Consider the following 25,125-nt stretch of genomic DNA (forward strand, 5'->3'; position numbering starts at 1 on the left):
TCCATGGACACCAACAGCTTCACCTATCAGGTGATCTGGCAAGGGGTGATCGATTTCAGTGGAGTCGCGCCCGACTACACGCTGAGCATTCCGGGCTTCAACCCGGCCAACTGCGTGTTCATGATCATTCCGACAAGGGCCCAGGATGTGCAGTCATCCGAGACCGACGGGAGCGGGAACCAAAAGTCCTATCCGTTCGTCACGACGGCGGTGGGCCAGGTGGTTGTCAGGAGAAAAAATCCATCTTCAAGTGCCTCCACTATCGGCTCAACGGTTGCCGCCAAGGCCTACGCGATAAGGTACTCGACATGAGTTTTGGATTTCAGAGCATCAACGACAATGCGTTTGTTCAGATCGACGCCGAGGCTCCCAGGCTTTGCATGCTTACCAAAGGGTCGTATTCAGGGACTACCAATGCATCGGGTGTGTTTGCCAGAGCAATCACGAGCCAGGATCCGCCGCTAGTGTTCATTCGCCCGGACCAGGGAGCGATCCAGGTTCCGATATCGGTGTGGTTCACCGGTGGGCCGGGAAACTGGACCGGGTTCACCATGAAGGCATCCAACGTCAACGCAACGTTAAGCGGCCAGTATTTCGTGGCGGCCTGGTCGTCCATGGGCACAGCAGCCTATGGGCTGCGGTTATGGGATCAGAACGCGGCGCTTGTTTACGACAGTGGCGCGCCGGCGGTGGTCGTGACCTTCGCCGCTGGCAACTGGACGTACCTCGGAGACGAGCAGCTGACCGTGGGTCACCGGTACTTCTGGGGAATCAACAAGATGCTCGGCGCAGGCGAGTATGTCTCCCTGAACCCTTTCGCCATGAACTGCCACAACAACGCTTCGGGTGGCGGATGCGCACTTGGCGTCGATTACGCCAATGGCCGGATCATGATGTACAGCCTCGCCACAACTGCCTGGACTGACCAAGGCCATCGTCCATTCCTCTGCGCCAAATTACTGGCCTGACTTCTTTCGCTGCGCACCTATTCATCTGGAGATACTCAATGCCCTGGTACAAATCAGGAACGGCCTCTGTCACCCAAAATTCCAACGCCGTGATTGGCGCGGGTACCGCATTCATTGCCAACAGCCGAGTAGGCGATGCCTTCCGTGGCCCGGACGGTGGCTGGTATGAAGTGACCAACATCGCTAGCGATACCGCGTTGTCGATCTCGCCGAACTATCAGGGCGCGACCAATGCAGCTGGCGTCTACGCACTGGCTCCCATGCAGGGTTATGTCAAGGATTCGGCAGACGCATTGCGGGCCCTGGTCAACACCTACGGCACCAAGCTGGCGATGCTGGGCACGACAGGCAACTATGAAGTGCTGCCGGTCATCAAGGGTGGTACCGGTAGCACCACTGCCTCGGCTGCCAGGACAGAATTGGGTCTTGCGACACCTATTGATATAAGTGATGCGCACTTAGCGTTAACACTTGGAGTTACATATAGGCTGGTCGCGCCATACACGAACAGTGTCGTAACGGGTTTTCCGTGCTCGATCATTCCATTACGTTACGATAATGAGGCAACTCTTATTGCAGTACAGGAAGGTGTGGTAAACCCAACACTGTTTATGAAGAAGCGCACAGGTCCATCTACGTGGTCAGGATGGTTCAAGTTGTCGTTGAATACTGTGCTTGGCGCAAACAATGACATTACCTCGTTGTCCGGATTGACCACTCCGATAAGCGTTGCGCAAGGTGGCACTGGTGCCAACAACCCAGCCGCAGCGAGGGCCGCACTCGCGTTAAAAACCGCCGCTGTATTCGATTTGCTGGGGACTGTGAGCCAATCCGGCGGGAACCCGACAGGCGCAATTATTGAGACGGCGACCAATGCCAATGGCACCTACACGAAGTTCGCCGACGGGACGCTGATATGCCAGGGGCCGATGCCGGACTTTGCCGTTGCCGCCGGCGCGGTGGCCACCGTCTCGTCGACTGCAACGTTTCCGGCGCTATTCATCAACACCAGTTATTACTTCGAGTGCGCCGGTGCGCCGAATGCCAGCAACGACATCTATGGGTTCACCGGTGTAAATGCAAAAGCTGTTCACAGTGGCACTCGAGTGTTTCGGAATGGGGCAGCCGCCCAATCCATCATCAACTGTCGCTATTTGGCTATTGGGAGGTGGTTCTGATGATTATTAAACTTTCCCCGCAACGCCGTGATGATGTGCTTGGAGTGACGAAAAACGGCGATGTCCTGACGATCAATGGTGAGGTGTTCGACTTCTCACCAATGGCCGACGGTGACTCGCTGCCAGCAACGGCGGTTATGTCTGAATGGTTCAGCGGCCAGATTGATAAAAACAACGGAGAACTGGAGCTGGCCTTGTTTCTGCCTTTGCCGGCAAACTTCAGCCAGGCCCAGGCATTCCCTCAGCCCCTATTGAACGTCCCGGACGGACCAGTACTCTTTCCGGCGCCTTCCCCCGTCATCGTGACCGAAGACACCACCGAGGAGCGCGCATGAACATCGACTGGACCCAACTGATCACCAGAGCCATGAAGGAAGCCATCGTCAAGGAGGCGCAACTGACCCAGGCCAAAGCCGAGCTGGCCACCAAGAACCTCAAGGCGGCGGGGCAGATCGTCCGCATCCAAGATCGTACCGAGACTCTTGGTTACGGCATTGATGCCGGCGAAGCGACCGAAGAGGATGAGGTTGAGCAGGCGGCGCTGCTGGTGAACCTGAAAGCCTGGAAGACCTACAAGTTTGCCTTGGGCAAAGTCACTGTCCAGCCGACCTGGTACGAGGCGCCGGTATGGCCGGTCGAGCCAGCCATACCCGTGATCGTTGCGGACCCTGACGCCCGGGCCGCCGACCAGATGTAAGCGCGCCACGCAGCACAACGCACCCGCCATCGAGCGGGATTTTTTTTGCCTGGAGAAAAGTGATGACTATTACCGAGAAAGACCGCGACATCCTCGCGCGCACGCTGTGGGGGGAAGCCAGAGGGGAAAGTCTCGGTGGCCAGATCGCAGTGGCCTGGACCATTCGCAACCGCGTGAACGATGGAAAAGCCAAGTCGTGGTGGGGTGAGGGTTACGCCGGCGTGTGCCAAAAGCCGTACCAGTTCAGCTGCTGGAACAAGAACGACCCGAATTACCCGTACCTCTGTGGGAGCAAGCCGATCCCTGCCGCTGAGTTCGTCAGGGCACAAAAGGCAGCCGGCATGGTGATGTCTGGCGCAGAGCCTGATTCTACTGGGGGTGCGACCCACTACTACGCGACCACGATGCCGAAAGCGCCCGCCTGGGCTGTGGGAGCGAGACAGACGCTGAAGCTCGGCCATCACATCTTCTTCAAGGATGTGCCCTGAAGGACTGTCGTCCGTCAGCGAGCCGTTGAAGCTGGAATACGTCATTGCGATACTGTTTATTTATCCAGCATCGAGTTGGTCATGTACTTTCTTATTACGCGCATGAGAGAGAAGGGGGTCGCCCGAGAGTGGAAGGAAATCCGGCAAACGGTTGGCATTCGCGGTGACATCAACATCAGAAACCAGATGTGCGAGCAGCTCAACCGGACGAGCGACATTGCCGAGATCCGTCCGGCAAGCATGCCGCTCGATCCGGTCCCGCTTCTACCGTTGCTGGATGCTCGATTGTCAGGGATGGCGACCAACGCTTTCACGCTTAGCGGCCTGGAAGAAATCGACGGCTGCCTGTATGCGCAGTCGTGGTGGTGCAGGGAGGCTTTATTTTCTCTCCGCGTGCCCAGCGCATGATCAACGAATTATGGGAATTACTGACACGTGCGATCGAGGATTGATCGCACCGCCTGCGTATTAAGTAGGTGCATAAGTTGCTCCGCTAGCGGGCACCGTTTTTCTGTCACATTGATGCTGTGGTTTGAGAGGTGGACAAACAAACGTAATTTTTCAATCCAACACGCCAGTCTTCTGCAGATACTCCAAACCATGGTTCGTCTAAGCCAGCATCGATTATGTTGTCATTTGTCGTTCCTGTCCCTAGCAGTCGATAGGTTGAATTCGAACAATCGTATCGTTCCTTGATGTAGGTCGTGAAATAGGGGCCGGTTCGCTTAATGGTTACCGTTCTTTGAGTGCCATCTCTATCAACATTCGCGATTACATACTTTCCTTCATCAAAGCGAGGGCCATCAATTTCAATCTCTTGAGCTTGGGCACACAGGCAGCATAAGGCAAAAGCCAGCGGAACAATTCTCACAATCTCTCGTCCTTGAGCTTGTCACAGCTCCTAGATGGTAAAGGCGGCATTGATGGGATGATCCATCGCTTGGGTTTCTACAGATAACTCAAAATTGCGACAGTTTTAATAGCATACTCAGTGAGTTGTCGCCAATAGTGCCCCGACGCCAAGAATCGATTCACGGCGTGCAAAACGTCGTCTTAACCATTGCCCTTGTAGTCCCCGCCGGTAACCTCGCTTTTTGGCTCTATCAGTTCAGGTCCCTGATTACGCACATTGCCAATGGCGCGGTCCACCTTGAACCACTCGAAGGCCTCGGTCGGCTCCCCTTGGAGCAATACAATTTGCTCGGCGCGCTCCTTGGGTGTTGCCGGGTCCAGCCATTCCCGGGCCAGTTCCGGCGATAACGCCACCGGGCGGCGATCATGAATGTCCACCATACCGCCGGCGCTGTCGGCGGTGATGATAACGAAGCCGTCATGCTCGCCCGGTTCATGCTCGGCGATCGGATATTGACCGATTGCGGCACAAAGGATTGGCGTCCGGTCGCGGTGGCGAATCAGGTAGGGCTGTTTCTTCGGTCCGCCTTCAAAAACCCATTCAAACCAGTTGTCGATGGCGATGATCGCCCGATGAGGCCAGATGGCTTTGAAGAACGGTCCATGGGCTACTTTCTCGACTCGAGCATTGATCGGCGCGGCGCGGTCTTTCGCCCAGTGCGGGCGCCAGCCCCACCGAACCATGTCAGCGCGCAGAAACTGACCTTCTTGGTGAAAGAGGGCAAGCTGAGTGGTTGGTGCGGCGTTATAGCGCTCGAAAGGCTGGTCGCCGGCATAGTTGATCAATGCGTTGGGAATGCTGAGCGCCGCGACAAAGTCGTGAATGCCTCGGTACTGGGAAAGTCGTCCGCACATGGTTGAACCCTCCGGCTGAATACTGAGCTTAGATGATGGTTTTTGAGCCAGGGGTAAGGCCATCCAGTATTCCGCGCAACCGGTCAGCTTCCCGCTTGTAGCCTCTCGCTGCTATGTCGAGGTCGTACAGTTCCTTGCGGACACTTGCGAGCTGCCCGGATCGCTCCCGAAGATTGCTCATTGCTACGTCACGTTGCGCTGAGGCTTCGTCGTACATTTGCACCAGGCCGAAGATGTTCTCCCGAGCGGTACGCAGTTGTAGATTCAATTCCTGGACTTCGTTTTCCAGCATCAGTTTGTAATGGGTGATGGTTTCCAGTTCGGTCGGGCATCCAAGCCAGTCGCTGGTGTCTTCGATGTCATAGGGTTCCACGGTCATGCCTTATTGGTACTGTTCGGATATACAGTAATCGAGGCGGACATGATCGGGCGAGGGTGAGGCGACGAACTGTTGGATTTTGGGTGGTGTGCGATCGGCAGGACGCCGGGAGACAGGGACTTTCTCGTCGAAAGCCTGTAGGGACTTTTGCGGGGATTCGTAAAACACGGTTAGTCACGGTACGGCATCGATTGCAGTGGGCGCCGTTCCAAAGGACTGTTCCGTAAAGCTTTTCAGCGCCCCTGCAAGCATGGGGTGCTAGGGGGCGAGGCGATACCGGTAGAGCGCGTGGTAGTATGCATAATTGGCATAATGCGGGTTGATTTCGACTCGTGCTGAGCGACCATTTTTTCGCTTTGAACATGGGTTTTTCCGGGCCGCAATCATTTAGAGGTATGCAGAAACATTGGACTGCATGGCATCCTTTTTTGCCTGATTGCGGCCCAGAAAACCTATTGAAAGGCGCAGCCTGATTGATTTTCCCTTGGGACTTAAAATCCCCCGCTCGTAAGGGCGTGCCGGTTCGATTCCGGCTTCGGGCACCATTTAAAATCAAGGGTTTGCGGGCGAAAGCTAATGCAAACCCTTGTTTGTTTCTGGTGATTCAAAAGGATTTGAGATAACGCTATGAAAGACTCTTTCGTCATCCGGGGTAAAGCTGCGATTTGGCTGGTTGTTGTGACCTTCTTGTCCATCATGGTCGGGACAAGGCTTGAGAATTCCGGGATCGTTGAAGGCTTTTTTGAAGGATTGGCGGTTATGGCTGGCCCGGTAGTGCTCTTCATCCTGGTCAATCGTTTATGGTTCTTTTATCGCTCGTCCAAGTCCTCCCCCAAGAATTGATCCGGTGTTTGTCGTTGTGGTGCCATCTGAAACCAAGGGTTTGCGAGCGAAAGCTGATGCAAACCCTTTTTGTTTCTGACTTGCTGTTTTTTAGCCCGCGGCAGTTATTGATCCCGGCCGCTAGCCCCTGGATTGGCGCTGCGTCGATCTTCGCCAGAAGGGTTGCCGGTATTGACAAGCCTTCTCTCGACCAAGACATTTTGAAGGGCCTGGCGGGCTGCAGCGTCTAGCTGGTCCTCTCTCTCCTTGAGTTCAAGCAAGATTGGGCTGGACCAGGTGCGATAGGTTTTCTCAGCAATACGAATAGGTGTCATCTGTCTCCTCCTTGATCAAGGCCCGCCAACGCAGCCGGCGCCATTTCGATTCGATAGAACCCTAGTCGAGAAATCTGTTTGCCGCCAAAAAATGGCAGGGTGCCAGGGGCTTCTAACTAACACACACCCGTTACCCCAATCGAAAGCGCACGCTGCTTCGATTTCATCCCTCATTTGCCCAGACGCCAGAAGCAGCCGTGCGCCGAACATAGTCGGAAAAGTCCCGCGCCGGCCGACCCAGCGCACGCTGCACGCCATTGGCAACTGGTGTATTGCGGCCATCAAGCACGGTAGTGAAGAGATACAGCACCAGGTCGATCAGTTGTGCGGGAAGTTCTTCCTGTTCCAACGCCTGACGATAAGCCTCGGGCGGCACTGCGGCGAAACGGATTTCGCGTTTTGTCGCACGGGCGATTTCATCGACGGCTTCGGCAAATGTCAGTGCTCGTGGGCCCGTCAGTTCATAGAGTTGACCTGAGTGCCCTGGTTTGGTCAGCGCCTCGACCGCGATCTCGGCGATGTCTTCCGCATCGATGAAGGGCTCTGCGATATGACCAACGGGGAGGGCCAGTTCCCCTTGAAGGATAGGTCCCAGGAAGTGCGCATCGCTGAAATTCTGAAAGAACCAGCTGGCCCGCAGGATTGTCCAGTCGACTCCACTGTTCTGGATGACGCGTTCGGCCTGTTCTGCTTCGACCTCGCCGCGCCCCGATAGCAGCACCAGTTTGCTGACACCGCTTTTGACTGCCTGATCGGTGAATGCCTGAACCGTTTCGAGCGCGCCGGGGACGGCGAGGTCTGGTTGAAAGGAGAGGTAGACCGCGTGAATGCCATCAAGCGAAGCTTCCCAGGTAGCTCGATCTTCCCAGTCGAAGGGTGGGGTCGCCATACGGGAACCCAGGCGGACAGGCAGGCCGGCAGTTTCCATTCGTTGGGCAATTCGCCGACCGGTTTTACCAGTCGCGCCGAGAATCAGGATGTTTTCTTGAGTGGTTTTCATCGCGTTCATCTCCATCTGGTTAATGTGAGTGATACTCATGTTTAAAAGATGATAAACCCTCACCTTATGCCGTCAACCGACAGAACCCTGGAAACCGACGTATGGAAGATACCTGTTGAGCGGTGCTAAGGTGAGCCTATGTCATGTTTATTGAACGGGAAGTGCACCCATGCCCAAGAAAATTCCTGAGGTGCTCGAGCCGCTTGTTTCAGAGCCGACTCGGCGCAACCCCACGCAAAAACGCAGTCGAGAGCGTCAGGAGCGAATTCTGGCCGTGGCGATTCAATTGATCGCGACCAAGGGCAGCGATCAATTAAAAATGAGTGAAATTGCCGAGCGTTCAGAGATATCGATCGGATCGCTTTATCAATACTTTCCCGACAAGAGTTCGGTGATTCGGATGCTGGCCGAGCGCTATAACGCAGAAAGCCGTCGCTGTATCGAAGAGGCGTTGGGTGCAGTCGAGGACGCGCAAGGCTTGCAAGCAGCCTATTCGGCGCTGCTCGATCAGTATTACGAGATCGTTTTTGCTACACCGGCGATGCGTGATATCTGGTCCGGGATGCAGGCAGACAAACAGCTCATGGAGTTGGAACTACAGGAGAGTCGTATTGCGGGCGGGTTGTTGGCCGACGCGATGCTTCGGGTATTCCCCGACAGCGATGCGTTGCGGGTTCGGGAATCTGCGTTTCTGATCTGGCATCTGGGGGAGGCGACCATGCGGCTGGCCATCTCATGTGCACCCGAGGAGGGGAGTGGTCTGGTCCAAGCCTTCAAGCGCATGTCGTTGCTGGAAATCATGGCGCCAGCGGCCGGATCGAGTGAATTCGATTCTGCCGCTGATGCTGTCAGCTAAACGAAAGGCTGACCGGTGAAACCACGAGGCAATCGTTGCAGTCCTTCCATGGCGGTGAGCCGTTCGACCCAAGCCGCGCGCCAGTCATTGGCTGTATGCGTAACTTTGGCTTTGCGTGCGGCGCGGCGTGCAGCGTTGCGCTGGTCTTTGCGCGCATCCTTGAACGCGTCGGTGTTGCGGCAGCTTCTGCATTTCACCCGGGTAAGTTCGCTGGTTGAAACGAGCTTGCTGCCTTTGTGACCGCAGGCCAGATGCCCGCCGACTTTGAAGTGAGTAACCATCAGACGCCTCCTTCGTGACGTGTAATCGTTTGACCTCCAGAGTACGGTGACGTTCGCCTGCGTAATGGGCAAAAAAAGGCCCGCATGCGGGCGGGCCAGGGGGATTCTTCAAAGGAGTCCGGTCACTGTAGGGCGTGAGTTGTGAACACAGTGTGAAATAGACTGCGCAGTAATAAAAAAGCCCAGCGCCAGGCTGGGTTGGGGATGTAGCAGGAAGCGCTCAGGCAAGGACGCACCCGGTGACGATAAGGTCGCCGTTCATGCGTCCTGAATCAGGCCGTGTCCTTGAGGATGTCCAGATCGAATCATCTGAACCGCGGCAGGGGTGGGTCGACAGGTTTGAGCGACGACAGCGTATTGCGAATCAGTGGCGTGTCCTTCTCGATGTCGTTCAGACGATCACGGATTCTGAGGGCCGTCGGGTGCCCGCCTTGATGATCGACCCAGTCGGCGATTTCCTTGCATGCCGCTGCCAGGCGAGCCTGACGGGAGTCGAGCAGGGTGAGCAGAGTGGTGATGGACTCTTTTTCGGACATGGCAAACACCTCCGTTCAAGAAACCTGTAACTGGCAGCAAAAAGCCCGCGGGGAGCGAGCTGTCTGCCGATGGGGTCGCTAATCCTTCAGCTTTTTTCAGTATAGACCCGTGAAAGGCAGGTAGCATCAGCCTTCTCGGACCGTCACTTGCGACCTGGCATTCAGCTGCCGGCATTCACGCCGGGCGTCTTCTTCATGGTCGAAACCGTCACCGATGAAGCCACGGGTTCGAGTATCGGCGATGCGATACCAGACGGCGGCATCGGGTGGTGGATGGTTGGTATCTCCGGCTCGGCGGCCATAGATGATGATCTTGTTGCAACGCTTCACAACGAAAATGTCTTCCATGGCGTCACCGCAGCTAATTCAGGTTCACAACAACTATAGAAGCCATTTGCGATCGTGCAAAAAATAGACAGGTCAGTTCGTCGCCTCAGCCATTGTTACCCTCATCTCCAAAAACATCGCCAGCCCGACTTCCTCTGCCCTGAGCCCTTTGCGAGCTCGCGGTCTGGGCAGCTCAGCCAGCGCACCCAAAAGAAAACCATCGAGCACCGCCGGGTGGATGTAGCACTTGCGGCAGACGGCCGGGGTGTTGCCCAGTTGTTTGGCGACGTTCTTGACCATCTCCACCACATGCCGCTTTGCATCCGACTCAGGCTCCCACTGCAGGTCCCGCAAAACCGCCAACGCCAACGCGCTGCCGGCCCAGGTGCGGTAGTCCTTGGCAGTGAAGTCGGCACCGGTGAGTGTTTGCAGGTAGGCGTTGACGTCGGAGGAACTGACGGTATGTCGCTCACCGTTTTCATCCAGGTACTGAAACAGGTTTTGTCCGGGAATTTCCAGGCAGCGTTTGATAATCCGCGCCAAGCGCCGGTCTTTCACGGTGATTTGATGCTCGACGCCGCTCTTGCCGCGGAACTGGAACAGGATCGCATTGCCGTTGACCTCGACGTGACGGTTGCGCAGGGTGGTCAGGCCGTAGGAACGGTTGTCCCGAGCGTACTGGGTGTTGCCGACCCGGATCAGCGTCGCATCGAGCAAGGTGATGACCGTGGCCATGACCTTGTCGCGACTGAAGCCGGGAGCCGCCAGCAGTGCTTCAAGCTGTTTGCGCAGTTTCGGCAGCGCCAGCCCAAAGTCCCGCAAGCGTGAGTACTTGTCGGCATCGCGCACTTCTCGCCAGCGTGGGTGATAACGGTATTGCTTTCGACCTCTGGCATCACGACCGGTAGCTTGCAGATGGCCGCGCGGGTCTGCGCAGATCCACACATCGGTGTAGGCCGGGGGTACGGTGAGGGCGTTGATGCGTTTGATCTCATCTTGATCGGTGATGCGCTGACCCGCAGGGTCGAAGTAGCAGAACTTGTCGCGCAGTTTCTTGCGGGTGATGCCGGGCTGGGTGTCATCGACGTAATGCAGGTCGGATGGCAGCGCATCGGGCAGCGCGATATCGGGCATGGCGGTAGTCCTTGGCGACGGATCAGGGGCCGTTACAGCCATTGACCGCACGCTGTTGCAGTCGTGCCAGCGGATTTATGCCAGCACCGCCACCGCCTTGATCTGTGCCCAGAGTTGTTGGCCGGGGTGCACGCCCAATTGGTCCCGGGAGTAGCGGGTGATCCGCGCCAGCAGCGGTGTGCCGCCAGCGTCCAGACGGATCAGCACGTGGGCGGCGTTGTCCGCGCCCATTTCACTGATCACGGTGACCGGCAGGCGATTGAGGATGCTGCTGTGCTCGACGCTTTGCAGGCTCAGGCTGACATCCCGCGCCTGAACCTTGCAGCGCAGCGCCTGGCCCAGGGTCATCGGTGAGTGAGCCACCCGAATGTTCAGGGTCGTGTTCGGCAGTTGCAGGGTCAGCAACTGATAGTCGGGGTCATAGGCACTGACGTGCCCCTCGATTACCACGCCGGCGTCGTCGCCCAGCGCCAAGGGCAGGTCGAGACGGGCCAGCGTTTCGCCAATAGCGCCGCTGGCCAGCGCCTTGCCTGCACTCAGCAAGACGATGTGATCGGCCAGTCGCGCGACTTCATCCTGTGAGTGGCTGACATACAGCACCGGGATGTCCAGCTCATCGTGCAGTCGTTGCAGGTAAGGCAGAATTTCGTTTTTGCGCTGACTATCCAATGCCGCCAGCGGCTCGTCCATCAGCAGCAGTTTCGGGCTGGTAAGCAAGGCGCGGGCGATGCCGACTCGTTGGCGTTCTCCGCCGGAAAGGTGCTGCGGATGACGATCCAGCAGATGGCCGATCCCGAGCAGTTCGGTCGCGTGAGCCATGTCAACCCGGCGCTGTTGACGAGGAATGCGCTTGAGGCCGAACTCCAGGTTGGCCAGCACCGACAGATGGGGAAACAGGCTGGCTTCCTGGAAGACGTAACCCAGCGCACGTTTGTGTGGCGGTACGAAAATCTTCTTGTCGCTGTCCTGCCAGACTTCATCGTTGACCTGGATGAAACCCTGCTCGGCCTTCTCCAGGCCGGCGATGCAACGCAGGCAGGTGGTCTTGCCCGAACCGGAATGACCGTAAAGTGCAGTGACGCCGCGGCCGGGCAATTGCAGATCCACCTCCAGGGCGAACCCTGAATACCTCAGTTTCAGACGCGTATGAATCATCGATCAGCTCCAGCCCGCTTTGGTTTTACGGCTGGAGTAGAGCGCCAGCAACACAACAAAGGAGAACACCAGCATCGCCCCGGCCAGCCAATGGGCCTGGGCGTATTCCATGGCTTCGACGTGATCGTAGATCTGCACCGAGACCACGCGGGTCTTGTCGGGAATATTGCCACCGATCATCAGTACCACGCCGAATTCACCCACGGTGTGGGCGAAACCGAGAATGGCAGCGGTGATGAAACCGGGGCGGGCCAGCGGCAGGATCACGCTGAAAAACGTGTCCCAGGGATTGGCGCGTAAGGTCGCGGCCACCTCCAATGGGCGAGTGCCAATGGCGGAAAAAGCATTTTGCAGTGGCTGGACCACGAACGGCATCGAGTAAAGCACTGAGCCGATCACCAGCCCTGCAAAACTGAAAGTGAGGGTGCCGAGCCCCAGTGATTGGGTGAAGTGGCCGATAAACCCGTTAGGGCCGAGCGCCAGCAACAGATAGAAGCCAATCACTGTCGGCGGCAGCACCAGGGGCAAGGCGACGATCGCCCCGACCGGGCCGCGCAACCACGAGCGAGTGCGCGACAGCCATAACGCAATCGGAGTGCCGATGACCAGCAGGATAACCGTCGTCAGCGACGCCAGTTTCAGGGTCAGCCAGATGGCGGAAAAGTCGGCACTCGATAGCGTCATTTAGAGTTGGTAACCGTAGGATTTGATGACTGCGGCGGCTTTTGGGCCTTTGAGGTAGTCAACCAGCGCCTTGGCGGCCGGGTTGTCCTTGCCTTTGTTGAGGATCACCGCATCTTGTTTGATCGGGTCGTGCATGTCGGCCGGAACGATCCAGGCCGAGCCGCCGGTGACTTTGCCGTCTTTGTAGATCTGCGACAAGGCCACAAAACCAAGTTCGGCGTTGCCGGTGGAGACGAACTGGTAGGCCTGGGTGATGTTCTGGCCTTCAACGATCTTGGCTTTGACCTTGTCGGTCAGGCCCAGCTTGGCCAGTACCTGAGTAGCGGCCAGACCATAAGGCGCCGCTTTCGGGTTGGCGATGGACAGATGCTGATACTGGTTGTCGCTCAGCACTTTGCCCTTGGCATCGACGTAACCTTCTTTCGCCGACCACAGCGCCAGGGTGCCGACGGCGTAGGTGAAGCGCGAGCCCTTCACCGTGTCGCCTTCGGTTTCGAGTTTTTGCGGGGTGGTGTCGTCCGCAGAGAGGAACACTTCGAACGGTGCGCCGTTCTTGATCTGGGTGTAGAACTGGCCGGTGGCACCAAAGGAGGTAATCAGTTTATGCCCGGTGTCTTTTTCGAAATCGGCGGCGATCGCCTGAATCGGTGCAGTGAAGTTGGCGGCGACTGCAACCTGGACTTCGTCCGCCTGGGCGGACCCGAAAGCGAACACTGCAAGCAGGGTTGCCAGGCAGGTGGGGGCAAAACGTGAGGCACGATTGGTCATGAAACGGCTCCGTTGTAGGCAAGTGCAGCGAGGGGGGTTAAACGCTATATAGCGGAATATATAGCGAAATGCCTGCAAACGGAACGTGTTGGATGCGCGTTGTTGAGACCACGAATGAACCTGCAGCTGCCGAACGCAGGCTGCGCCAGCTGCTACACGGATGTGCGTTACCGACGAACCAACTTGGCCAATCCTTCCTCAGCCAGGCGTCGGGTCAGTTCACCCGTGGTCATTTCAACGCCCAGCGTGAATGCCTGACCCGCCCAGAGATTGCTGAAATCCGCTTCTCCCTTGGCCCGCAACGGCATCAGCGCACCACCCGCCAGCGGGAAGGCCGGTGCTTTGGCGCTCATTGGCCCGAGTTCGCGCATCACCCGATTGAGAATGCCGCGCGCCGGACGGCCGGTGAAAATGTTAGTGACGGCAGTTTCACTTTCCTTGGCCGTGCGCAACGCCTTGTGATGAGAAGCGCTGACCTTGGCCTCTGGCGTGAACAAGTACGCCGTGCCCACTTGCACCGCTGAAGCCCCCAACAGGAAAGCCGCCGCGACGCCTCGTGCATCGGCAATCCCCCCGGCAGCGATCACCGGCACTTTCACCGCATCGACGATCTGCGGCACCAGTGCAAAGAGGCCCACTTGGCTGCTCAAATCATCACTGAGAAACATGCCTCGATGGCCACCGGCTTCGTACCCCATGGCGATGATCGCGTCACAACCCTGTTGTTCGAGCCAGATCGCCTCTTCGACGGTGGTGGCCGAGGAAATCACTTTCGCCCCAGTGGCTTTCACGCGATCCAGCAGAGATTTTTCCGGCAGGCCGAAGTGGAAGCTCACGACTTCGGGACGAAATTCTTCAATCACTTCGCAGGCCGCGCTATCGAACGGCGCTCGATTGGACACCTGCGTCGGCGCGTCGAAGTCCACGCCAAGTTCCCGGTAGTAGGGTTCCAGCAGATTCTTCCAGTCTCGAGCGCGTTGCTCATCGGCGACGGGTGACTGATGGCAGAAGTAGTTGACGTTAATCGGGCGCTGAGTGTGTTGGCGAATCGTTTTCAGCTCCTCGCGCAACTGATCGATGCTCAACATGGCGGCCGGCATCGAGCCCAGGCCGCCGACGTTGCTGGCTGCGATAACCATGGCCGAACCGTTCGCGCCGGCCATGGGCGCCTGGATGATCGGCAGCTCAATGCCAAGCAGGTCAAGAATGCGGGTGTCTGGCCATTTGCTCATTTGAAGGGTTCTCCGACGTCATAACAGGGCAGGGAAGGGACGGTAGGACCGTTTTTGTATCAGCTATGACTGACATAAGGCCAGCCGAGTTTTCGTTTCGTCTGTCACTCTTGGCTTAAAGTCGAGTACGGTGAAATGTTGCTGTGCGTTATTTCAACTGCACGACAACTGAGTGATTTCATCTGGAGGCAGCAATGTTCCAAGGCATTTTGATCGACAAAGACGACAGCGGTTACCGGGCCACACTGCAAGAGATCAATGACGATCAACTGCCCGAGGGCGATGTGACGGTGCGTGTGGCGTACAGCACGCTGAACTTCAAGGATGGCCTGGCGATCACCGGCAGCAGCCCGGTGGTGCGAAAATTCCCGATGGTGCCGGGGATCGATCTGGCAGGTACTGTCGCAGTCAGTGGGCATCCAGACTACAAAGTCGGTGATCAGGTCGTACTCAATGGCTGGGGTGTTGGCGAAGGGCATTGGGGCGGACTGGCGCAGAAGGCTCGCTTGAATGGCGACTGGTTGATTCCGCTACCCAAGGTATTCACCACGGCGCAAGCGATGGCCATCGGTACGGCGGGTTACACGGCGATGCTGAGCATCCTGGCGCTGGAACATAATGGTGTGACGCCCGAGCAGGGCGAAGTGTTGGTCACCGGCGCCAATGGCGGTGTAGGCAGTTTCGCCATCGCACTGTTGAGCAAGCTCGGCTATCGGGTGGTCGTGTCTACCGGTCGCACCTCCGAACACGATTACCTCAAGCAACTCGGCGCCAGCGAAATCATCGACCGCGCCACGCTATCCGAGCCGGGCAAACCCTTGGCCAAGGAGCGTTGGGCTGCGGTCATCGACTCGGTCGGCAGCCACACGTTGGCCAATGCCTGTGCCAGCACGAAGGCCAACGGCACTGTCGCCGCGTGTGGCCTGGCGCAAGGCATGGATTTCCCGGCTTCAGTCGCACCGTTCATTTTGCGCGGCGTGACCCTGGCCGGGATCAACAGCGTGACTCAGCCCAAAGCCAAGCGGATACTGGCCTGGAGTCGGCTGGCCAAGGATCTGGATTTCACCTTGTTGCCGCTGATCAGCCACGAAATCGGCTTGAGCGAAGTGATCGAGGCTGCATCGCGATTGCTCGCCGGTCAATTGCGTGGGCGGGTAGTGGTCGACGTCAATCGTTGACTGTCTCACCGCCAATCAAACAGACAAACGACAGAGACAAGGACTATCAACCATGGATGTAAAACAGCGTGAAGTGCGGCCCTTTAGCGTCTCGGGCCTGCAAGTGCGCACCTGCAATGCCGCAGAGCAGCAAGCAGACACTGCGCGCATCGGCCCTATGTGGGAACAATTCTTCGTTGAGGAAATCTTCGACAAGATCGCCCACAAGCAACCGGATTCTTTTGTGTATGGCGTCTATTCCAACTACGAGTCCGACGCTTCGGGCCACTTCGATGTGATCGCGGGGGTGGCGGTCACCGCGCCCTCCGAGGACTTTCCGCAGGTTCAGGTGGAGGGAGGCGAATACCTGGTGTTCAGCGCCAAAGGGGCGATGCCAGACAGCGTCATTCAGACGTGGGGCCTGATCTGGGCCTACTTTAAGGACAACCCGCAGATTTGCCGCACGTTCGCCACAGACTTCGAGGTCTATACCAGCCCGGATTCAGTGTCGGTCTATATCGGCATTCAGGACTCAGACGGGTTTTCGCGCTCAAGCAACTGACTCTTGCGCTCCACACCCCAGCGATAGCCCGACAGGTTGCCGTCGCTGCGCACCACGCGGTGGCACGGAATCGCCACCGCCAGGTTGTTCGCGCCGCAGGCTTGAGCCACGGCGCGCATCGCTTTTGGCGCGCCGATTCGTTGAGCGATATCGGCGTAGCTGGCGGTGCAACCGGCGGGAATCTCCCGCAGGGCTTGCCACACCCGTTCTTGAAAAGCGGTGCCGCGAACATCCAGCGGCAAGTCCAGGCCCAGGGCCGGCGCTTCGATAAAACCAACAACCTTGGCGATCAGTTGCTCGAACGTGTGATCGGCGCCAATCAGATTCGCCCGTCGAAACTTGTCCTGCAGATCGCAGACCAGTTGGTGCGGGTCATCGCCCAACAGGATCGCGCAAACACCCCGTTCACTCTGCGCCACCAGAATCGCCCCCAGGGAACACTGGCCGACGGCAAAACGAATGTCGTTGTTCTGACCAGCGGCGCGGTATTCACCGGGCTTCATGCCCAATAGCTGATCGGCGGCTTCATAGAAACGGCTGTTGGAGTTGAAACCGGCGTCATACAGCGCGTCGGTCACCGAGTCTCCGTCCGCGAGGCGCTCACGGACCCTGCGTGAACGATGGGCCGCAGCGTAACCCTTGGGCGTCAGACCGGTCACCGCTTTGAACACCCGATGGAAGTGAAAGCTACTGAGACCCGCAGCAACAGCCAGTTCGCTCAGGACAGGCAGATTCTCCGCGGTTTCGATCTGGCGGCAAGCGGCGGCCACCGTCGCGGCATGTTGCGCGGCGACGTCGCTTTGATCCTTCGCGGCTCGTTTGCTTGGGCGATAACCCGCTGCCTGGGCCTGCACGGCCGTGTCGAAGAACTCGACGTTCTGCGGTTTCGGCAAACGCGCCAGGCTGCTGGGGCGGCAGTAAATGCCGGTGGTTTTCACCGCATACACAAACTGTCCGTCTGCCCGGGGATCACGCGCGACGACGGCGGCCCAGCGCGGATCGTTCTCGGTGGCAATCTTTGTCGAATGGCTTGTCATGGCTTCATGTCCGTTGATCCGTTTCATGCAGATTAACCAGCCGACGGGGTCGCTGCACCCCGGGTCTTGCGGTCGAATTCGAAGGCTTCATCCGGCGGTACGAAAGGTGAAGTTGATCCGTTGTTCGCCCAGTCGCGGGTGTTGGCCGTCCTTGATCGGCAAGACCCCGTGATAACGCAAACGATCCACGCCACCCCAGACCACGATGTCGCCATGGAGCAGCGGCACCCGCTGGCTTTTATCGCTGCGTTCGAAGCCGCCGAACAGGAACATCGCCGGTAATCCCAGGGACACTGAAACGATGGGCGCCGCGTAGGAAACTTCGTCTTTGTCCTGGTGCAACGACATCTTGGCCCCGGGAACGTAACGGTTGATCAGGCAGGAATCAGGCACGAAATCCGCGAACCCTGCTTCCCGCGCCGCCGCTTGTGCCAATTCGAGAAACACCTCGGGCATTTTCGGCCAGGGTTTCCCGGTCAGCGGATCATTGCGGGTATAACGGTAACCGCTGCGGTCGGTGGTCCAGCCCAGCACGCCGCAACTGCTCAAGGCGACAGACATGGTAAAGCCCCCGGGCGTGATCATCTGCCGAAACGGTGCCACCGCCAGAACTGCGTCCAGTGCGGGCAGCAACTGATCCAGCCAGGGCAGGGCAAAGCCTCTGAGGACGCAGGACTGTTCGCCGATACGATCGAGCCTGGGTTGCTGCTCGGGTTCCGCGTCGGCAAACAAGTCGAAGGTGATCGGGTTCATGGGGTCATAACGCATCGTGAAAGATGATTCCAAGGGTATGCCGTTTTCCGCTGTGCAGGCGACTCACTCCGTGGCGCAGGGTGACTCGGTAATAGCCACGAACGCCTTTGACCGGCCGTTGGTTGACGGCAAAGATCAGCGCGTCACCTTTCTTCAGGCCAATGACCTGGGGGCGCGACTGCATCCGTGGGCGCTGTTCCGTCAGCACGAACTCGCCGCCGGTGAAGTCGTCGTCCGGCTCTGACAGCAGAATCGCCACTTGCAGCGGGAAGACGTGTTCGCCGTACAGGTCTTGATGCAAGCAGTTGTAGTCCTGCGGTCCATATTGCAGCAACAACGGCGTCGGGCGTTCCTGACCGGCGGCATGGCAGCGTTCGAGGAACGCTTCGTGCGTTTCAGGGAAACGGGTCGGCAGGTCCATGCGCTCGTACCAGCGATTGGCTATCGGCACCAATCGAGGATAGAGCGTACTGCGCAAACGGGTGACGACATCTGGCAACGGGTATTTGAAGTATTTGTACTCGCCACGGCCAAAGCCGTGACGAGCCATGACCACTTGCGAGCGAAACGGTTCGGGGCGGGCATACAGAGCGCTGATTTCATCGCACGTCTCGTGGCTTAAAAGCGACCTGATGATCGCGCAGCCATCCTGATCGAGTTGCTGTTCCAGCGCTTCCCAGTCCAGCCCATCGAGAGAGCGCTCGCTCATCGTTGCGCCTCACGATCCAGCAGTTGCCGTTTACGCTCCAGCCCCCAACGGTAGCCGCCGAGGCTGCCATCCTGACGCAGCACTCGATGACACGGCACGATAACCGCCAACGGGTTCGCTCCGCAGGCATTGGCCACCGCCCGAAAAGCCGTGGGTTGCCCCAGTTGTCGCGCGATGTCCTGGTAGCTGGCGGTTTCACCCAGCGGTATTTGCCGCAGGGCATTCCAGACTCGCCGTTGAAACACGCTGCCTGTCAGATCCAGCGGCAAATCCAGGGCGGAGCGCGGGTCTTCGAGGTAGCGCAGGGTTTGCTCCAGCGCAGGCATCAAGCCCTCATCGCGCTGCGGTGTTTGTTTTCCGGGGAAACGCTGCGCAAGATCGCCTTCCAGCGTGGCCAGGTCATCGCCGAGCAGCAACGCACACAATCCCTCGGCGCTGAACGCGAGTAGCAAGACGCCAAGGCTGGAAGTGCCGCTGATGAAGCGAATCGAGGAAGTAGACATGTTCTGACTCCTTAACCGAAGGTTGAGGTGGCCAGTCTAGGGAGCGGGGACTTCGTTAACACTCCGGCGCTTGCGGTTGAATTCCAGAGGCAGGAGCAGACGTCCATGTTGTCGCTCCGGATCCCGTTACAACGCTTTGCTGACGCTTATCTCGCTGATGACGTCGTCGCCCTGGCCATGAATGACGTCCAGCGCGGCCTTGGCTTCTTCTTCGGTGCCGTTTTCAAGCTGGGCAAATTCGAAGCGACGCTCACCATTAAGTTTGTATTTGATGACGTACTTGGTCGTTTGGGCCACTGTCATACCTGCTTGTCTTGGTGTTTGGGTGTCACTCAGCTCAGTTTCGTGCTGGAGCGGCGGATGATCTTGATGGTGTGAGTCAGGGTCGGATTGCGAGTCACGCTGATCGGCCGGCGGTTGACCGTGTCGATGGTGATATTCCAGAAACCGGTGCTCGGTGCAGTAATCCGGGCTGGGAAAGTGTCGAAGGCTCCACCATGGTAAGTGTGGCGGCCGCCATTCTTGAAGCTGCGGAAATTGGCGTCGTTCATCAAGCGGATATTGCATGTTTGGGAGCATTGAATGACGACGATGTCGTCTTCGTTGAGGTGCTCGCGCTGGTGGATAAATTTCATGAGGCGCCTCCAGAAGGGCTTTTTCTACAAAATCAAAACGATAGCATGTGCGATTGGCGCAGTTTATCAGCCCGAACGGGTTATTATCCGGTCGTCGAGGTCTGCTTTGACAATTAAAAACAGTTATACGGAATTCTATGAGCGATAAACGCAGCAAGCCTCGGAGAAAAACAGCATTTGTACTGTCGGAGTGTCTTTATCGGAGGTGTTGTATGAAGTGGGGGGTGATGTTCCTGCCTATGGCGATAGCGATGAGTGGTTGTGCGAGTGTCTCGGAGATCAATGAGTCTCTGCCGACCATGAGCGTGATTTCAGGCAAGAAGCCTCATGAATACGCGCAATGCCTGACCGAAAAGCTGGCCAGCAGCCGGGGAGCCCTGCAAGTCGAGCCACACAAGGACGGAATGCGAGTCATCGTGCCGCAAAAGTTCTCCTCGGGGCCGGCCGCGGTATTTGATATCGAAGACCGCTCCACTGGCAGCAGCATCAAGCTGCATGAGCGCATTTCCAATGTGCCGTTGCGCCCCATGGATGTACGCAATGCCGCTACGGCGTGCATTTCCGGCTGATAGACTGTCGCCCGTCAGTACCGATGCCGCCAAAGCAGCGCTTTGGCGGCGTTGTCATTTCTGGAGTCGAGCATGAAGCGAGAGCAGGTACGGGAGTGCCATGCAGAGGGTCACATCTCTGCCACCCACGTGATTCAGAATCCGGCGAATTCGGGCGAATGGATCGTGTTTTTCAAGAAAAGCGCCGGGCGTAGTTATTTTCTGGTGGATGAAAACGATGAAGTCGAATCCTTCAGTAGCCTCGATGATTTGATCGAGACGGTGCGCGGTCTCGGGATCAAGTTCGCCGAAATTCACATGTAGGGCAGGGGTCTTACTTGCAGGCCACCACGACGCTGCGGTTCTTGTAGTTGCCGACGTCGACACCCAGGGTCTTGTCGCTTTCCTTGGTCGAAGGTGTTCCGTCGGTACCGACGATTCGATAGCCGGTGCCGGCGCAAGAGGCATCGGCTTTTTCGTAGCAGGTCGCCCAGGAATTGGCTTCCCCGGAACAGTCGATGGCCAGGCCTTGCTCGCCGTTGTTCAGGTAAGTCGTTTCCGAAGTGGCGCAGCCGCTCAGGGCCAGTGCCGCGATCAGGGGCAAAAATTTATTCATGTCGTTGTCGTCGTCAGGATGAAGGGGCTGAGCCTGTGACAGCGCAGGCATCAAAAGGTTATAGCGAATGGCCACTTGGTTGCAGGCAATCACAAAAAAACCCTGCGCGAGGCAGGGCTTGGGTCGCGTCCGGTGCTTATCAGGACTTGTCCTTGCCGCGACGCTTCGGTTCTGGGTGTTCGAGCTCCAATACGGATGCCACTTCAATCGCCTTCGCTTCGGTCGGGAAAGGACCGGCGATCTCCTCGCCGCCGCCGAAGTTGAATATCCACCACTGGCCGTCTTTCGCCTGATTGATCAGGAACCCGTTGACACTTTTTGCTACCGACATCTATCTGCCTCGTTGGCTGGTTCAATCGCGCAATGATAGCGCCAAATGCACTCAACGGGTGCTGATGGTGTAGGGTTGTGCGATTCGCGGCCGTGCAGATCTGATGGTCTGTGCTATCTATAAAGGCTGCGGAGCTATCTCGGGAACTATCCGCGAGAATATTTCTCTATGATGGCATCGGTTAGCCAGTGCGGGGCATTGTAAGGTGCGTGCCGCCTGATTAGACTGCGCCGAAACTCGTACACACAGCCCTATCAAGGACTTTTATGATCAAGAAATGCTTGTTCCCAGCAGCCGGTTACGGTACTCGCTTCCTGCCAGCGACTAAAGCCATGCCCAAAGAAATGCTGCCGGTGGTAAACAAGCCACTGATCCAGTACGGCGTCGAAGAAGCACTTGACGCTGGGTTGACCGAAATTTCCATCGTTACCGGTCGCGGCAAACGCGCTCTGGAAGACCACTTCGACATCAGCTACGAGCTGGAAAACCAGATCAAAGGTACCGACAAGGAAAAATACCTGGTCGGCATCCGCAAACTGTTGGACGAGTGCTCGTTCTCCTACACTCGCCAGACCGAAATGAAAGGCCTGGGCCACGCCATTCTGACTGGCCGCCCGTTGATCGGCGACGAACCGTTCGCGGTAGTGCTGGCGGACGACTTGTGCGTCAACCTCGAAGGCGACGGCGTCCTGACCCAGATGGTCAAGCTGTACGAGCAGTATCGATGCACCATCGTTGCGATCCAGGAAGTGGATCCGCAGGAAACCAACAAGTACGGCGTGATCTCCGGCGAGCTGATCGCTGATGATTTGTACCGCGTTCGCAACATGGTCGAAAAACCAGCCCCGGAAGACGCACCGTCGAACCTGGCGATCATCGGTCGTTACATCCTGACGCCGGATATTTTCGAGCTGATCAAACAAACCGAGCCAGGCAAAGGTGGCGAGATTCAAATCACCGACGCCCTGATGAAGCAGGCGAAAAACGGTTGCGTGATTGCCTACAAGTTCAAGGGCCAGCGTTTTGACTGCGGTGGCGCTGAAGGCTACATCGAGGCCACCAACTTCTGCTTCGAGAACTTCTACAAGACTGGCAAGGCTTACTGATAGCCTCTGACCCAATTGTATTGAAAAGCCACCTTCGGGTGGCTTTTTCATTTTCCGTCCCCATATCGATTGAAGCGCTTGCCCAGCGGACGTCTGCGGGTATGCTTGTGGACTGCCGAGGAGATTGAAAATGGCCTACGATTTTGACCTTTATGTGATTGGTGCCGGTTCCGGCGGCGTGCGGGCTGCGCGTTTTGCTGCCGGTTTTGGCGCGAAAGTAGCAGTGGCGGAGAGCCGCTACCTGGGTGGCACCTGTGTGAATGTCGGCTGTGTGCCGAAGAAGCTGCTGGTCTACGGCGCGCATTTCGCCGAAGACTTCGAGCAGTCGCAAGGTTTTGGCTGGACGCCGGGCGAAGCGAAGTTCGATTGGGCGACGCTGATCGCCAACAAGGATCGCGAGATCAATCGCCTGAACGGTATCTATCGCAATCTGCTGGTTAACAGTGGTGTGACCTTGCATGAAGGCCACGCCAAAATCGTTGATCCGCACCAGGTCGAGATCAATGGCGAGCGCTACACCGCCAAAAACATCCTGATTGCTACCGGTGGATGGCCACAGATTCCAGAAATTTCGGGGCATGAGCATGCAATCAGTTCCAACCAGGCGTTCTTCCTCAAAGAGCTGCCCAAGCGCGTTCTGGTGGTAGGCGGTGGTTACATCGCCGTCGAATTCGCCGGGATCTTCCACGGTCTGGGCGCCGAGACCACGTTGCTTTATCGCGGTGAGCTGTTTCTGCGCGGCTTCGACGGTGCCGTGCGCAAACACCTGCAGGAAGAGCTGACCAAGCGCGGTCTGGACCTGCAATTCAACGCCGACATCGAGCGTATCGACAAGCAGTCCGATGGCAGTCTGAAGGTGACCCTCAAGGACGGCCGTGAGCTGGAGGCGGATTGTGTGTTCTACGCCACCGGTCGCCGTCCGATGCTCGACAATCTTGGGCTGGAAAACACCGGGGTCAAACTCGACAAGAAAGGTTTCGTCGAGGTCGACGAGCAGTATCAGACGGCTGAACCGTCGATCCTGGCGCTTGGCGATGTGATCGGTCGGGTTCAGCTGACGCCGGTGGCGTTGGCGGAAGGCATGGCTGTGGCGCGACGTTTGTTCAAGCCTGAGCAGTATCGCCCGGTCGATTACAAGATGATCCCGACTGCGGTATTTAGCTTGCCGAACATCGGCACGGTCGGTTTCACCGAGGAAGAGGCCCGGGAGGCCGGTCACGATGTGGTGATCTTCGAAAGCCGCTTCCGTCCAATGAAACTGACCCTGACCGAATGCCAGGAGCGCACCTTGATGAAGTTGGTGGTGGACGCCAAGACCGACAAGGTTCTGGGTTGTCACATGGTCGGTCCGGAGGCTGGGGAAATTGTGCAGGGCTTGGCGATCGCCTTGAAAGCGGGTGCCTCCAAGCGCGATTTCGATGAAACCATCGGCGTGCACCCAACTGCCGCCGAAGAGTTCGTCACCATGCGCACGCCGGTTGCGGGTTAATCGTCCTTTTGGGGCTCTGATGCGTCTGGCGCTGTCGCAATGACGGCCGCCAGGCGCACGCTCTCATCCAGACTCGCTTGAGTCTTGAGCAACTCAATTTCCAGCGCTTTATTTATCTGCGACTGCTCGTCGACGCTCTGCTTCAGCGAATGACTTTCCAGCAGGGCAGCACGCAAGCGTTCCTGGAGGAGGGTGCGTTCGCTGTCGATACGGTTGACCTGTTCCAGCAACTGATCCTGTCGAGCGTTGGTTTGCTTGAGTTGATCCTGTAGCAGGCTTAACTCTCTCAGGGTGCCACGGTTCTCCGTCAACAAACGCTCGTTGTCGCGATGCAGTTGCGTGATCTCATCCTGGCGTACCAATGCGCTTTGCTGCGCCTGACGCAACTCCATCTGAATCTGCTGCACCTGGCCTTCGTGGCGACGTTGTTCCTGCTCACGCTGTTCTTTGACAGCGTTGCGATAATGTTCCAGTGCGTCGCGAGCATGCAGGTGTTTCTCTTCTAGGGAGCGAATCTGCTCGTCCTTGTCTTGCAGGCGTAATTCGAAATCGGCCAATGCCTGGTTAAGTCCGGCGTTGCGGGTTTGCTCGGTCTGCAGCATGGCGCGGGTTTCTAGCAGGGCCTCGGACTCTTGAGTCAGGGCCAGGCTTTGAATCTCGTATTGCTGCTGCAATTGCGTATTGGCCTGCTGGGCTTCATGCAGGTGCGTATCCAACTGTTTTTTTTGCTGATCGAACTGCTCGCGGGCCTGATCGATGGATTCTTGCGCCTGTTCCTTGAGGCGTTGCGCCAAGCGTGAGACCAAGCCTGCCAGCTCATCATCAATGGGCTCAGAAGGCGTTTCGACGCGCTCGCTGCCGCCATCCAACTCCTTCAAATAGCGGTGGATAGTGGTTTTCGAGCCCGTGTTGCCCATTTCGATCCGTACCGCATCAATGCTTGGGTTTTCGCCGCGAGCCAAAATTGCCAAGCGTGCTGCCTGGACCACTGCTTTGTTTACACCGCCACGAGCCATGAGTTCTCCTACGATTTCGTACTGTGGTACATGCCACTTAAGTACACAATGTACCA

At 57.5% G+C, this 25,125-nt stretch carries 37 protein-coding genes and 1 tRNA gene; 16 read left to right on the forward strand and 22 right to left on the reverse strand.

Features of this window, described 5'->3' with window-relative positions:
• Positions 1 to 3: 3 nt before the first annotated feature.
• The 7 genes from QFX16_RS12375 (at position 4) to QFX16_RS12405 (ending at position 3,739) form a co-directional block, all read left to right on the forward strand.
• Complete coding sequence (locus QFX16_RS12375) at positions 4 to 312, forward strand: hypothetical protein (protein ID WP_223527010.1); 309 nt, start codon at positions 4 to 6, stop codon at positions 310 to 312.
• Positions 309 to 968, forward strand: a complete 660-nt coding sequence (locus QFX16_RS12380) for a hypothetical protein (RefSeq protein WP_283184132.1) — start codon at positions 309 to 311, stop codon at positions 966 to 968. The genes QFX16_RS12375 and QFX16_RS12380 overlap by 4 nt, the downstream gene beginning before the upstream one ends.
• Positions 969 to 1,006: 38 nt before the next feature.
• Positions 1,007 to 2,146 (forward strand): phage tail protein, encoded by a 1,140-nt coding sequence (locus tag QFX16_RS12385; RefSeq protein ID WP_283184133.1) that lies wholly within the window; start codon positions 1,007 to 1,009, stop codon positions 2,144 to 2,146.
• Positions 2,146 to 2,481: a hypothetical protein gene (locus QFX16_RS12390; RefSeq protein ID WP_283184134.1), complete on the forward strand. Its 336-nt coding sequence runs from the start codon at positions 2,146 to 2,148 to the stop codon at positions 2,479 to 2,481. The genes QFX16_RS12385 and QFX16_RS12390 overlap by 1 nt, the downstream gene beginning before the upstream one ends.
• On the forward strand, positions 2,478 to 2,843 hold the full coding sequence (locus QFX16_RS12395; protein ID WP_283184135.1) for a phage tail protein: 366 nt from the start codon (positions 2,478 to 2,480) through the stop codon (positions 2,841 to 2,843). Before QFX16_RS12390 ends, QFX16_RS12395 begins: the two co-directional genes overlap by 4 nt.
• A 62-nt stretch (positions 2,844 to 2,905) precedes the next feature.
• Entirely contained in the window at positions 2,906 to 3,331 is a 426-nt protein-coding gene (locus QFX16_RS12400) for a cell wall hydrolase (RefSeq protein ID WP_283184136.1), read from the forward strand.
• Positions 3,332 to 3,412: 81 nt separating this feature from the next.
• Positions 3,413 to 3,739 carry a hypothetical protein gene (locus QFX16_RS12405; protein ID WP_283184137.1) on the forward strand — a complete coding sequence of 109 codons (327 nt, stop codon included), beginning with the start codon at positions 3,413 to 3,415 and terminating at the stop codon, positions 3,737 to 3,739.
• Positions 3,740 to 3,845: 106 nt separating this feature from the next.
• Here QFX16_RS12405 and QFX16_RS12410 read toward each other — a convergent pair whose 3' ends face one another.
• The 3 genes from QFX16_RS12410 to QFX16_RS12420 form a co-directional block, all read right to left on the reverse strand.
• The gene (locus tag QFX16_RS12410; RefSeq protein ID WP_283184138.1) at positions 3,846 to 4,202 is read right to left on the reverse strand and encodes a hypothetical protein; all 357 of its coding nucleotides are present in this window, start codon (positions 4,200 to 4,202) and stop codon (positions 3,846 to 3,848) included.
• A 182-nt stretch (positions 4,203 to 4,384) separates the two neighbouring features.
• Positions 4,385 to 5,098 (reverse strand): SOS response-associated peptidase family protein, encoded by a 714-nt coding sequence (locus QFX16_RS12415; protein ID WP_283184558.1) that lies wholly within the window; start codon positions 5,096 to 5,098, stop codon positions 4,385 to 4,387.
• Positions 5,099 to 5,126: 28 nt separating this feature from the next.
• Positions 5,127 to 5,477 (reverse strand): hypothetical protein, encoded by a 351-nt coding sequence (locus tag QFX16_RS12420; RefSeq protein WP_283184139.1) that lies wholly within the window; start codon positions 5,475 to 5,477, stop codon positions 5,127 to 5,129.
• 467 nt (positions 5,478 to 5,944) lie between these two features.
• Between QFX16_RS12420 and QFX16_RS12425 the strand changes: the two genes are divergently transcribed.
• Positions 5,945 to 6,022 (forward strand) — tRNA-OTHER (locus QFX16_RS12425).
• An 82-nt stretch (positions 6,023 to 6,104) separates the two neighbouring features.
• On the forward strand, positions 6,105 to 6,320 hold the full coding sequence (locus QFX16_RS12430) for a hypothetical protein (RefSeq protein WP_283184140.1): 216 nt from the start codon (positions 6,105 to 6,107) through the stop codon (positions 6,318 to 6,320).
• 104 nt (positions 6,321 to 6,424) lie between these two features.
• Here the strand turns inward: QFX16_RS12430 and QFX16_RS12435 are convergent, their stop codons facing one another.
• Positions 6,425 to 6,634 carry a hypothetical protein gene (locus tag QFX16_RS12435; RefSeq protein ID WP_283184141.1) on the reverse strand — a complete coding sequence of 70 codons (210 nt, stop codon included), beginning with the start codon at positions 6,632 to 6,634 and terminating at the stop codon, positions 6,425 to 6,427.
• Positions 6,635 to 6,797: 163 nt separating this feature from the next.
• The gene (locus tag QFX16_RS12440) at positions 6,798 to 7,634 is read right to left on the reverse strand and encodes an NAD(P)H-binding protein (protein WP_283184142.1); all 837 of its coding nucleotides are present in this window, start codon (positions 7,632 to 7,634) and stop codon (positions 6,798 to 6,800) included.
• Positions 7,635 to 7,803: 169 nt separating this feature from the next.
• On the opposite strand from QFX16_RS12440, the gene QFX16_RS12445 reads away from it, so the two are divergent.
• Positions 7,804 to 8,490, forward strand: a complete 687-nt coding sequence (locus tag QFX16_RS12445) for a TetR/AcrR family transcriptional regulator (RefSeq protein WP_283184143.1) — start codon at positions 7,804 to 7,806, stop codon at positions 8,488 to 8,490.
• Here the strand turns inward: QFX16_RS12445 and QFX16_RS12450 are convergent.
• From QFX16_RS12450 to QFX16_RS12485, 8 genes are all read right to left on the reverse strand, one after another.
• Complete coding sequence (locus QFX16_RS12450; RefSeq protein ID WP_046047412.1) at positions 8,487 to 8,771, reverse strand: hypothetical protein; 285 nt, start codon at positions 8,769 to 8,771, stop codon at positions 8,487 to 8,489. The two genes, QFX16_RS12445 and QFX16_RS12450, sit on opposite strands and share 4 nt — an antisense overlap.
• Before the next feature lie 305 nt (positions 8,772 to 9,076).
• Complete coding sequence (locus QFX16_RS12455; protein ID WP_007946177.1) at positions 9,077 to 9,307, reverse strand: hypothetical protein; 231 nt, start codon at positions 9,305 to 9,307, stop codon at positions 9,077 to 9,079.
• Between the two features lie 126 nt (positions 9,308 to 9,433).
• Positions 9,434 to 9,655, reverse strand: coding sequence for a hypothetical protein (locus QFX16_RS12460; RefSeq protein WP_046047413.1), 222 nt, complete (start codon positions 9,653 to 9,655; stop codon positions 9,434 to 9,436).
• Positions 9,656 to 9,727: 72 nt separating this feature from the next.
• Positions 9,728 to 10,768 (reverse strand): DNA topoisomerase IB, encoded by a 1,041-nt coding sequence (locus QFX16_RS12465; protein ID WP_283184144.1) that lies wholly within the window; start codon positions 10,766 to 10,768, stop codon positions 9,728 to 9,730.
• 75 nt (positions 10,769 to 10,843) lie between these two features.
• A complete protein-coding gene (gene modC / locus QFX16_RS12470) occupies positions 10,844 to 11,923 on the reverse strand; it encodes a molybdenum ABC transporter ATP-binding protein (RefSeq protein ID WP_283184145.1) in 1,080 nt (359 codons plus the stop codon).
• A gap of 3 nt (positions 11,924 to 11,926) precedes the next feature.
• Entirely contained in the window at positions 11,927 to 12,607 is a 681-nt protein-coding gene (modB, locus tag QFX16_RS12475) for a molybdate ABC transporter permease subunit (protein WP_283184146.1), read from the reverse strand.
• Positions 12,608 to 13,375 carry a molybdate ABC transporter substrate-binding protein gene (modA, locus tag QFX16_RS12480; protein WP_283184147.1) on the reverse strand — a complete coding sequence of 256 codons (768 nt, stop codon included), beginning with the start codon at positions 13,373 to 13,375 and terminating at the stop codon, positions 12,608 to 12,610. It lies immediately after the preceding gene.
• A gap of 167 nt (positions 13,376 to 13,542) precedes the next feature.
• A complete protein-coding gene (locus tag QFX16_RS12485) occupies positions 13,543 to 14,607 on the reverse strand; it encodes an NAD(P)H-dependent flavin oxidoreductase (protein WP_283184148.1) in 1,065 nt (354 codons plus the stop codon).
• Positions 14,608 to 14,801: 194 nt separating this feature from the next.
• Between QFX16_RS12485 and acuI the strand changes: the two genes are divergently transcribed.
• Complete coding sequence (gene acuI, locus QFX16_RS12490) at positions 14,802 to 15,785, forward strand: acrylyl-CoA reductase (NADPH) (RefSeq protein ID WP_283184149.1); 984 nt, start codon at positions 14,802 to 14,804, stop codon at positions 15,783 to 15,785.
• Positions 15,786 to 15,837: 52 nt separating this feature from the next.
• Entirely contained in the window at positions 15,838 to 16,326 is a 489-nt protein-coding gene (locus tag QFX16_RS12495; protein ID WP_283184150.1) for a GyrI-like domain-containing protein, read from the forward strand.
• Here the strand turns inward: QFX16_RS12495 and ada are convergent.
• The 6 genes from ada to QFX16_RS12525 form a co-directional block, all read right to left on the reverse strand.
• Positions 16,290 to 17,363: a bifunctional DNA-binding transcriptional regulator/O6-methylguanine-DNA methyltransferase Ada gene (ada, locus tag QFX16_RS12500; protein ID WP_283184559.1), complete on the reverse strand. Its 1,074-nt coding sequence runs from the start codon at positions 17,361 to 17,363 to the stop codon at positions 16,290 to 16,292. The two genes, QFX16_RS12495 and ada, sit on opposite strands and share 37 nt — an antisense overlap.
• Positions 17,364 to 17,450: 87 nt before the next feature.
• Positions 17,451 to 18,131 carry a DNA oxidative demethylase AlkB gene (gene alkB, locus QFX16_RS12505; RefSeq protein ID WP_283184151.1) on the reverse strand — a complete coding sequence of 227 codons (681 nt, stop codon included), beginning with the start codon at positions 18,129 to 18,131 and terminating at the stop codon, positions 17,451 to 17,453.
• Positions 18,121 to 18,825 (reverse strand): 2OG-Fe(II) oxygenase, encoded by a 705-nt coding sequence (locus QFX16_RS12510; RefSeq protein ID WP_283184152.1) that lies wholly within the window; start codon positions 18,823 to 18,825, stop codon positions 18,121 to 18,123. The genes alkB and QFX16_RS12510 overlap by 11 nt, the downstream gene beginning before the upstream one ends.
• On the reverse strand, positions 18,822 to 19,328 hold the full coding sequence (locus QFX16_RS12515; RefSeq protein WP_283184153.1) for a methylated-DNA--[protein]-cysteine S-methyltransferase: 507 nt from the start codon (positions 19,326 to 19,328) through the stop codon (positions 18,822 to 18,824). The genes QFX16_RS12510 and QFX16_RS12515 overlap by 4 nt, the downstream gene beginning before the upstream one ends.
• 126 nt (positions 19,329 to 19,454) lie before the next feature.
• Complete coding sequence (locus tag QFX16_RS12520; protein ID WP_283184154.1) at positions 19,455 to 19,631, reverse strand: hypothetical protein; 177 nt, start codon at positions 19,629 to 19,631, stop codon at positions 19,455 to 19,457.
• Between the two features lie 29 nt (positions 19,632 to 19,660).
• The gene (locus QFX16_RS12525) at positions 19,661 to 19,963 is read right to left on the reverse strand and encodes a DUF1883 domain-containing protein (RefSeq protein ID WP_283184155.1); all 303 of its coding nucleotides are present in this window, start codon (positions 19,961 to 19,963) and stop codon (positions 19,661 to 19,663) included.
• A gap of 212 nt (positions 19,964 to 20,175) precedes the next feature.
• Between QFX16_RS12525 and QFX16_RS12530 the strand changes: the two genes are divergently transcribed.
• Both QFX16_RS12530 and QFX16_RS12535 read left to right on the forward strand, forming a co-directional pair.
• A complete protein-coding gene (locus QFX16_RS12530; protein WP_283184156.1) occupies positions 20,176 to 20,532 on the forward strand; it encodes a hypothetical protein in 357 nt (118 codons plus the stop codon).
• A gap of 72 nt (positions 20,533 to 20,604) precedes the next feature.
• Complete coding sequence (locus QFX16_RS12535; protein ID WP_283184157.1) at positions 20,605 to 20,835, forward strand: hypothetical protein; 231 nt, start codon at positions 20,605 to 20,607, stop codon at positions 20,833 to 20,835.
• 10 nt (positions 20,836 to 20,845) lie between these two features.
• Here QFX16_RS12535 and QFX16_RS12540 read toward each other — a convergent pair whose 3' ends face one another.
• Both QFX16_RS12540 and QFX16_RS12545 read right to left on the reverse strand, forming a co-directional pair.
• Entirely contained in the window at positions 20,846 to 21,127 is a 282-nt protein-coding gene (locus tag QFX16_RS12540) for a hypothetical protein (RefSeq protein WP_283184158.1), read from the reverse strand.
• Positions 21,128 to 21,266: 139 nt separating this feature from the next.
• Positions 21,267 to 21,458, reverse strand: a complete 192-nt coding sequence (locus tag QFX16_RS12545) for a hypothetical protein (RefSeq protein WP_283184159.1) — start codon at positions 21,456 to 21,458, stop codon at positions 21,267 to 21,269.
• Positions 21,459 to 21,724: 266 nt separating this feature from the next.
• On the opposite strand from QFX16_RS12545, the gene galU reads away from it, so the two are divergent.
• Together galU and gorA are read left to right on the forward strand one after the other, a co-directional pair.
• Complete coding sequence (gene galU / locus QFX16_RS12550; RefSeq protein ID WP_282375774.1) at positions 21,725 to 22,564, forward strand: UTP--glucose-1-phosphate uridylyltransferase GalU; 840 nt, start codon at positions 21,725 to 21,727, stop codon at positions 22,562 to 22,564.
• A 130-nt stretch (positions 22,565 to 22,694) separates the two neighbouring features.
• The gene (gorA, locus tag QFX16_RS12555) at positions 22,695 to 24,053 is read left to right on the forward strand and encodes a glutathione-disulfide reductase (protein ID WP_283184160.1); all 1,359 of its coding nucleotides are present in this window, start codon (positions 22,695 to 22,697) and stop codon (positions 24,051 to 24,053) included.
• On the opposite strand, the gene QFX16_RS12560 is transcribed toward gorA, so the two are convergent.
• Entirely contained in the window at positions 24,050 to 25,069 is a 1,020-nt protein-coding gene (locus QFX16_RS12560; RefSeq protein WP_283184161.1) for a DNA-binding protein, read from the reverse strand. The genes gorA and QFX16_RS12560 overlap by 4 nt on opposite strands.
• Between the last annotated feature and the right edge of the window lie 56 nt (positions 25,070 to 25,125).

Source organism: Pseudomonas svalbardensis (assembly GCF_030053115.1).
In the GTDB taxonomy this organism is placed as follows: Bacteria; Pseudomonadota; Gammaproteobacteria; order Pseudomonadales; family Pseudomonadaceae; genus Aquipseudomonas; species Aquipseudomonas svalbardensis.